This is a genomic window from Stenotrophomonas sp. P5_B8 (assembly GCF_054049855.1).
Genome location: NZ_JBFULO010000188.1, coordinates 1 through 7,182 on the forward strand (window position 1 = coordinate 1; position 7,182 = coordinate 7,182).

The 7,182-nt window shown below is 67.5% G+C and carries 7 protein-coding genes; 5 read left to right on the top strand and 2 right to left on the bottom strand.

Translation table 11 applies throughout. The features are described from left to right. Positions 1 to 292 precede the first annotated feature (292 nt). A complete protein-coding gene (locus tag ACXJKH_RS11630; RefSeq protein ID WP_457319551.1) occupies positions 293 to 2,329 on the bottom strand; it encodes a M3 family metallopeptidase in 2,037 nt (678 codons plus the stop codon). 173 nt (positions 2,330 to 2,502) lie between these two features. Between ACXJKH_RS11630 and ACXJKH_RS11635 the strand changes: the two genes are divergently transcribed. After that, on the top strand, positions 2,503 to 2,898 hold the full coding sequence (locus ACXJKH_RS11635) for a hypothetical protein (protein WP_457319552.1): 396 nt from the start codon (positions 2,503 to 2,505) through the stop codon (positions 2,896 to 2,898). Between the two features lie 69 nt (positions 2,899 to 2,967). Here ACXJKH_RS11635 and ACXJKH_RS11640 read toward each other — a convergent pair whose 3' ends face one another. After that, complete coding sequence (locus ACXJKH_RS11640; RefSeq protein WP_457319553.1) at positions 2,968 to 4,080, bottom strand: PLP-dependent cysteine synthase family protein; 1,113 nt, start codon at positions 4,078 to 4,080, stop codon at positions 2,968 to 2,970. A 112-nt stretch (positions 4,081 to 4,192) separates the two neighbouring features. Between ACXJKH_RS11640 and gloA the strand changes: the two genes are divergently transcribed. The 4 genes from gloA to ACXJKH_RS11660 all read left to right on the top strand — a co-directional run. Then, positions 4,193 to 4,720, top strand: a complete 528-nt coding sequence (gene gloA / locus ACXJKH_RS11645) for a lactoylglutathione lyase (protein WP_457319554.1) — start codon at positions 4,193 to 4,195, stop codon at positions 4,718 to 4,720. Positions 4,721 to 4,891: 171 nt separating this feature from the next. Continuing rightward, the gene (locus ACXJKH_RS11650) at positions 4,892 to 5,320 is read left to right on the top strand and encodes a VOC family protein (RefSeq protein WP_457319555.1); all 429 of its coding nucleotides are present in this window, start codon (positions 4,892 to 4,894) and stop codon (positions 5,318 to 5,320) included. 124 nt (positions 5,321 to 5,444) lie between these two features. Further along, entirely contained in the window at positions 5,445 to 6,290 is an 846-nt protein-coding gene (locus ACXJKH_RS11655; RefSeq protein WP_457319556.1) for an extracellular medium-chain-length polyhydroxyalkanoate depolymerase, read from the top strand. Between the two features lie 77 nt (positions 6,291 to 6,367). After that, the coding region (locus ACXJKH_RS11660) for a putative DNA modification/repair radical SAM protein (protein ID WP_457319557.1) at positions 6,368 to 7,182 on the top strand (815 nt) is incomplete at its 3' end.

Here is a 7,182-nt window from a genome sequence, read left to right on the forward strand (position 1 = left end):
GGGCAGGACCACGTGGTGGATGGCGGCATGACCCGGAAAATGATCTACGCCGAATGAAACCGGCCCGCACGGCCCGCATGGCCGGTAGAGCCGAGCCATGCTCGGCTGCTCTTCGTCCCGGTGCCTGCCTGTCGTCACGGTGGCTGCCCTTCGTCACGGCGCCTGCWCTTCGCCACGGTGCCTGCCCGTCGTCACGGTCGCTGCCCTTCGTTCCGGGTCTGCAGCGCGTCAGCCGAGCATGGCTCGGCTCTACGCCCCCTTCCTCCGGAATGCGCTGCCGCCGCCGGGCGGTTTACCCCGCCATGCCGTTGTGCCGCAGCAGCGCATCCACGCGGGGCGCGCGCCCACGGAAGGCGGCGAAGTTTTCCGCCGCACTGCGGCTGCCGCCGCGTGACAGCACTTCGTCGCGGAAGCGCCTGCCGGTGTCGGCGGTGTTGCCCGGCGCTTCCTCGAACGCGGCATACGCATCAGCGCTGAGCACCTCGGCCCACTTGTAGCTGTAGTACCCGGCCGCATAGCCGCCGGCGAAGATATGGCTGAACTGATGCGGGAAGCGGTTCCATGCCGGCGGGCGGTTGACCGCCACTTCGTCGCGCACGCGCTCGAGCAGCTGCAGCACGGTGTCCTGCAGCGGATCGAAGCTGCTGTGCAGTTGCATGTCGAACAGCGCGAATTCGAGCTGGCGCACGGTGAACATGCCGCTCTGGAAGTTGCGCGCAGCCAGCATGCGATCGAACAGCGCGCGCGGCAGCGGCTGGCCGCTGTCCACGTGCGCGGTCATGCCCTGCACCCGCTCCCACTCCCAGCAGAAGTTCTCCATGAACTGGCTGGGCAGCTCCACCGCATCCCATTCCACACCGTTGATGCCGGCCACGCCAAGCTCGCCGATGCGGGTCAGCAGTTGATGCAGCCCATGGCCCATTTCATGGAACAGGGTGGTGACTTCGTCGTGGCTGAAGGTGGCCGGCTTGCCCTCGGCGCCCTTGCCGAAGTTGCACACCAGGTACACCAGCGGGGTCTGCACGCCGGCCGCGGTATCGCGACGGTTGCGGCAATCGTCCATCCACGCGCCCCCGCGCTTGCCTTCGCGTGCGTACAGGTCCAGGTAGAACTGCCCCACCAACGCGCCCTGCGCATCGACCAGGCGGAAGAAACGCACGTCCGGATGCCAGACCGGCGCCGTGTCCGGCTGCACCTGCAGCCCGTACAAGCCTTCGATCACGGCGAACAGTCCAGCGAGCACCTTGGGCTCAGTGAAGTACTGCTTCACTTCCTGCTCGGAATAGCTGTAGCGGGCCTGCTTGAGCTGCTCGCTGGCAAACGCCAGGTCCCAGGCCTCCAGCGTCTGCAGGCCCAGTTCGTCGCGCGCGAACGCGTCCAGTTCAGCGCGGTCGCGCTGCGCATGCGGCTTGGCGCGCGCGGCCAGGTCGCGCAGGAAGCCGAGCACCTGCGCGGCGTCTTCGGCCATCTTGGTGGCGATGGAGTACTCGGCGTAGTTGGCAAAGCCCAGCAGCGCGGCCAGTTCGGCACGCAGGGCCAGCACACGGTCGATGTTGGCGCTGTTGTCCCACGCGGCATCGCCGAACTCGGAGGCGCGTAGCGCGTTGGCACGGTACAGCGCCTCGCGCAGCGGGCGGTGCGTGGCATAGGTCAGCACCGGCAGGTAACACGGCATCTGCAGGGTCAACTTCCAGCCGGACAGACCGTCCTTCTCCGCTGCCGCACGTGCCGCGGCGATCACATCGTCGGGGAGCCCGGCCAGCTCGGCCGGATCTTCCACGTGCAGCGACCAGGCATCGGTCGCGTCAAGCACGTTCTGCGAGAACGTCGCCGACAGCGCCGACAGTTCTTCCTTGATCGCACTGAAGCGCGCCTTGCCGGCGTCATCCAGCTCGGCGCCGCCCAGGCGGAAGTCGCGCAGGGCGTTGTCCAGCACCTTGCGTCGGGCGTCATCGTACTGCGCCGCTTCCGGTGCGGCAGCCAGTGCGCGGTACTGCTGGAACAACGCCAGGTTCTGGCCCAGCGCGCTGCCGAAGCGGGTCACCTTGGGCAGGTTGGCGTTGTAGGCCTCGCGCAGCACCGGGGTGTTCACCACGCCCTGCAGGTGGCCAACCTGGCCCCAGGCGCGCCACAGGCGCTCGGTGGCATCGTCCAGCGGCACCACGAAGCTGGCCCAGGTCACCGGGCTGACGGTTTCGGCCGCTGTCACCGCGGCGTCGGCCTCGGCCAACAGCGCGTCGATCGCCGGGGCGATGTGCTCAGGCTGGATCGCGTCGAAGCGCGGCAGGCCGGAAAAATCGAGCAGGGGGTTGGTGGGGGTCACAGGCATCTCCAGACAACGGGGCCGCGGCAGCGGCATTCCCCCACGATATGGCATTGCCCCCGGTCCGGCACAAGCCCTGCAGGCGATGCACCGCCCCGGATCGGCCAGCCGATGTTCACGCGCGACTGACGGGCGCCGACCGAGGCTGGAGCCTCCTACGCTGGCATTGCGGCGCGATCATGGATGAGTTCACCTACGCACAGTCGCATTTCGCGCTGATCGGCACGGCCAGCACCGCCGAACTGGACTGGATCGCCGCGCTCGGGAAGGCCGACGAACAGCCGCGCCATCGCGCCGCCCTGGCGCAGGTGGTCGGCCCGCAGGCCGGGCGGCTGCAGGACGACCAGCTCTGGTATCCGTATGAAGTGATCGAGCGCGGCGCGATCCGCTGCGAACCCGGCCACGAGCGCGAATTCGTCCTGTGCACGCTGCTGGTGATCCTGGCCGTGCAGGCCGGTCAACGCATCGGCGTGGACCTGTCCCTGCAGTTCGATGATCTGTCAGCAACGTATGAAACCCTGCCACCGGTCTTGCGCGACACCGTGCTGGATGCCTACCAGCGCGTGCAGGCGTAGAGCCGACCGTTGGTCGGCTGATTTACGGCGTCACGGCAAGAGCAGCCGACCAACGGTCGGCTCTACAACTCAATACAGTGCCTCAAGCGACGTACAGGGCAACGCCGGCAAGCCCTGCCCGGCCACCGCCGCCGCAATCACCGCATCGGCCTGTTCCACGTCGATGCCCTGGCGCGGATACCACTCCGGGTTGTAGTAGCTGTGCGCGTAGCGCTCGCCGCTGTCGCACAGGATGGTCACGATCGACCCGCTGCGCCCGGCCTGGCGCATCAGCTCGGCGGCCTGCAGCACGCCGATGAAATTGGTGCCGGTGGACCCGCCGACGCGACGCCCCAGCTGGCGGCTCACGTGGCGCATCGCGGCCAGGCTCAGCGCATCGGGCACCTTGACCATCGCATCGACACTGGTCGGAATGAAGCTGGATTCCACCCGCGGCCGGCCGATGCCTTCCACCCGCGAGCCCCCGCTGCAGGTCAGCTCGCGCCACGGCTGGCCGGCCAGCGCCGCGCAGTAGCCGTCATAGAACACCRACACTTCCGGGTCGGCGCACAGGATGCGGGTGTCATGCCGGCGGTAACTGACGTAGCGGCCCAGCGTGGCCGCGGTACCGCCGGTGCCCGGGCTGCACACGATCCACTCTGGCACCGGGTTCGGTTCCTCGGCCATCTGCTTGAAGATGGACTCGGCAATGTTGTTGTTGGCGCGCCAGTCGGTGGCGCGCTCGGCGTAGGTGAACTGGTCCATGAAGTGGCCGCCGGTTTCGCGGGCGAGTCGCTCCGAATCGCCATTGAGATCGCAGGCGCGCTCGACCAGGTGGCAACGGCCGCTATGGAACTCGATCGCGGCGATCTTCTCCGGTGAGGTGGTGGCCGGCATCACCGCGATGAACGGCAGGCCCAGCAGCCGTGCGAAGTACGCCTCAGACACCGCCGTGGAGCCGCTGGAGGCCTCGATCACCGGGCGTCCCTCGCGCAGCCAGCCGTTGGTCAGCGCATACAGGAACAGTGAGCGCGCCAGGCGATGCTTGAGGCTGCCGGTGGGGTGGCTGGATTCGTCCTTGAAGTACAGGTCGATGCCGGCATGCCCGGGCAGATCCATCGGGATCAGGTGGGTATCGGCCGAACGGTTGAAATCGGCTTCGATCTTGCGGATGGCGGCAGCCACCCATTCACGCTGCGACATGGCCAGGACTGTGCAAGGAGACGCAGCATTCTACGTCGCCTTGCAGCCGCCCCGCTAAAATGGGCGCCATGGCCGTGAACCCACGGCCCCCGCTGCCACAGGATGTCCCCCCATGAGCCTTGCTTCCCTGCAGTCCCAGCCCGGCGTCGCCGCGCAGGTTCCGGCCGAAACCACCGGTTTCGTGTTCAACCACACCATGCTGCGCGTGAAGGACAGCGCCGCCTCGCTGGATTTCTACACCCGCGTGCTGGGCTTCCGCCTGATCGACCAGCGCGACTTCGCCGAGGCGCAGTTCAGCCTGTATTTCCTGGCCCTGCTGCCGGAAGGCACGCAGATCCCGGCCGGCGATGACGCGCGCCGCGTGTGGATGGCCGGCATCCCCGGCGTGCTGGAGCTGACCCACAACCACGGCACCGAGAGCCAGGACGGCCCGGTCTACCACGACGGCAACAGCGACCCGCGCGGTTTCGGCCACATCTGCGTGTCCGTGCCGGACATCCAGGTCGCCTGCAAGCGCTTCGATGCCCTCGACGTGCCCTACCAGAAGCGCCTCGAAGACGGCCGCATGAAGCATCTGGCCTTCATCAAGGACCCCGACGGCTACTGGGTGGAGATCATCTCCAACACCCCGGTCGCCTGATCCGGCAGCGGCGCCGTGCCCTTGGAGGGTGCGGTGTCCACGTGGGAACCGCCCCCCGGTCCGCATGCCGGGTGCGCTGTTGTCCGCCCCCCCCCACGCAGTCAGCAACGTGCATGTCGCGCCCTCCGCCCCGGTGTATACCTGTGCACCTGCCCATCCTTTGGAGTGCGCATGGAAACCATGGAACTGCATCGCGGCCGCCTGATCGACCACCTGCAACTGGTGGTCAAGGACCTCCCCGCCAGCCGCCGTTTCTATCAGGCGGTGTTTGACACCATCGGCATTCCCATCGCCGGCGAAGGCGACACCTACTTCTGGGCCGACGAACTGTTTGTTTCCAGCGCCGACAGCGACGCCGCGGCCGGTCGTCTCACCGGGCGCCACCACTTGGCGTTCCAGGCGCGYGACCGCGCCACCGTGGAGGCGTTCCACACGGCCGCGTTGGCCAGTGGCGGCACCGACAACGGCGCGCCCGGCGAGCGTCCGTATCATCCCGGTTACTACGCTGCCTTCGCGCTGGATCCGGATGACAACAACATCGAAGTGGTGTTCCATGGGCCGGCCAGCTACAGCGCCGATTCGGTGAAGGTCACCTTCTAGCCACGCGCTCGCGCCGCATTCACGCGGACGTGCTGGAATACCACTGCAACGGGGCGGCCGGGCAATGCCCGGCCCGCGATCTGGAACGCCGCGCCCACCGACGTGGCCTGGCAGGGAGCTCGGCATGCATCAGTTTCGTCTTCGTCCTTGGGCCCTGCTGCTCTGCCTGCTGGCATTGCCATGGGGCAACGCGCTGGCGCAATCGCGCTGCACCGAACGCGCACGCACGCTGCTACGGCCGGCGGAGGTCAGCTGTACCCATCAGACCGCCTGGATCGATTCGGGTGTGGTGGGACAACGCCGGGTCACCTACCAGCTGCCGGTCGGCACACCACCGCCGCAGGGCTGGCCGGTGGTGCTGCTGTACCAGGGGTCGTTCTTCCCGCTGGAAGACTTCCACTATGCCGACACCGACCCGTTTGGCGGTTTCCACGAAGGCAAGCTGATCCAGCGCCTGCTCGACCACGGCTACGCGGTGGTCGCGCCCGCCGCACCGGCCGATCTGTTCTGGCAGACCAACCTGCCCGGGCTGTCCAGCACCTATGAGCTGGGCACCGACTACGACTTCCTCGGCAACGTGTTCGATGCGATCGCCGCCGGCACGTTCGGCCCGCTCGATCCGCTGCGGCGCTACGCCACCGGCATTTCCAGCGGCGGCTACAACACCAGCCGCATGGCGGTGTCCTTCCCCGGCGAGTTCCGCGCGCTGGCCGTGCAGTCCGGTTCGTATGCGACCTGCGGTGGGCCGATGTGCACCGTGCCCGAGGTGCTGCCGGCCGACCATCCGCCGACGCTGTTCCTGCACGGTTTCATCGATCCGGTGGTGCCGTGGTGGACGATGAACGCGTATTACGGCCGCCTGCAGGCGCAGGGGATCGAGACCGCGCTGTACACCGAAGCGCTGGGTGCCCATGCCTGGTTCACCAGCTCGCCCGCCCGCATCGTGGCCTGGTTCGACGCACATCCCTGATGCCGCCGAAGATGAACTCTTCATCTTCCATACGGGCGATCTCACAGGATGAGACCGCCCTGCCCTAGCGTTTGCGCATGGAGACCATACACAAACTGGCGATCCTGGCCGATGCCGCCAAGTACGACGCGTCCTGTGCCTCCAGCGGCGCGGGGCGGCGCGATTCGCGCGCGTCCGGCGGCATCGGCAGCACCGACGGCCCCGGCATCTGCCACAGCTACACCCCCGATGGCCGTTGCGTGTCGCTGCTGAAGATCCTGCTGACCAATTTCTGCATCTACGACTGCGCGTACTGCGTCAACCGGGTATCCAGCAACGTGCAGCGCGCGCGGTTCAGCGTGGACGAGGTCGTCGCGCTGACCATGGACTTCTACAAGCGCAACTACATCGAAGGGTTGTTCCTTTCCAGCGRCATCATCCGCAACGCGGACTACACCATGGAGCGCATGGTCGAGGTCGCGCGCGTGCTGCGCGAGGAGCATCGCTTCGCCGGCTACATCCACCTCAAGACCATTCCCGAAGCGTCGCCGGAACTGCTGGCCGCAGCGGGTCGGTACGCCGACCGGCTGTCGATCAACATCGAGCTGCCGACCGAGGCGGGCCTGGCCAGCTTCGCACCGGAGAAATCGTTGCCCTCCATCCGCGGTGCCATGGGTGAGCTGCGCTGGCGGATCGAAGAGGCCAAGGAGGCCAGGAAGGGCGATGCAGCCGCAGCTGCCACGACCACGCCTGCGCCGCGTGTATCGCGTGCGCGGCCRCGCCCACCCAAATTCGCACCCGCCGGCCAGAGCACGCAGATGATCGTCGGCGCCGATGGTGCCAGCGACCAGCAGATCCTCACCGCGGCTGACAACCTCTACGGCAACTACCGCATGCGCCGCGTCTACTACTC

Excerpts from the sequence above, each read along its gene's own strand:
- ACXJKH_RS11630 (WP_457319551.1), bottom strand. The coding sequence starts at position 2,329 with ATGCCTGTGACCCCCACCAACCCCCTGCTCGATTTTTCCGGCCTGCCG.
- ACXJKH_RS11635 (WP_457319552.1), top strand. The coding sequence starts at position 2,503 with ATGGATGAGTTCACCTACGCACAGTCGCATTTCGCGCTGATCGGCACG.
- gloA (WP_457319554.1), top strand. The coding sequence starts at position 4,193 with ATGAGCCTTGCTTCCCTGCAGTCCCAGCCCGGCGTCGCCGCGCAGGTT.
- ACXJKH_RS11655 (WP_457319556.1), top strand. The coding sequence starts at position 5,445 with ATGCATCAGTTTCGTCTTCGTCCTTGGGCCCTGCTGCTCTGCCTGCTG.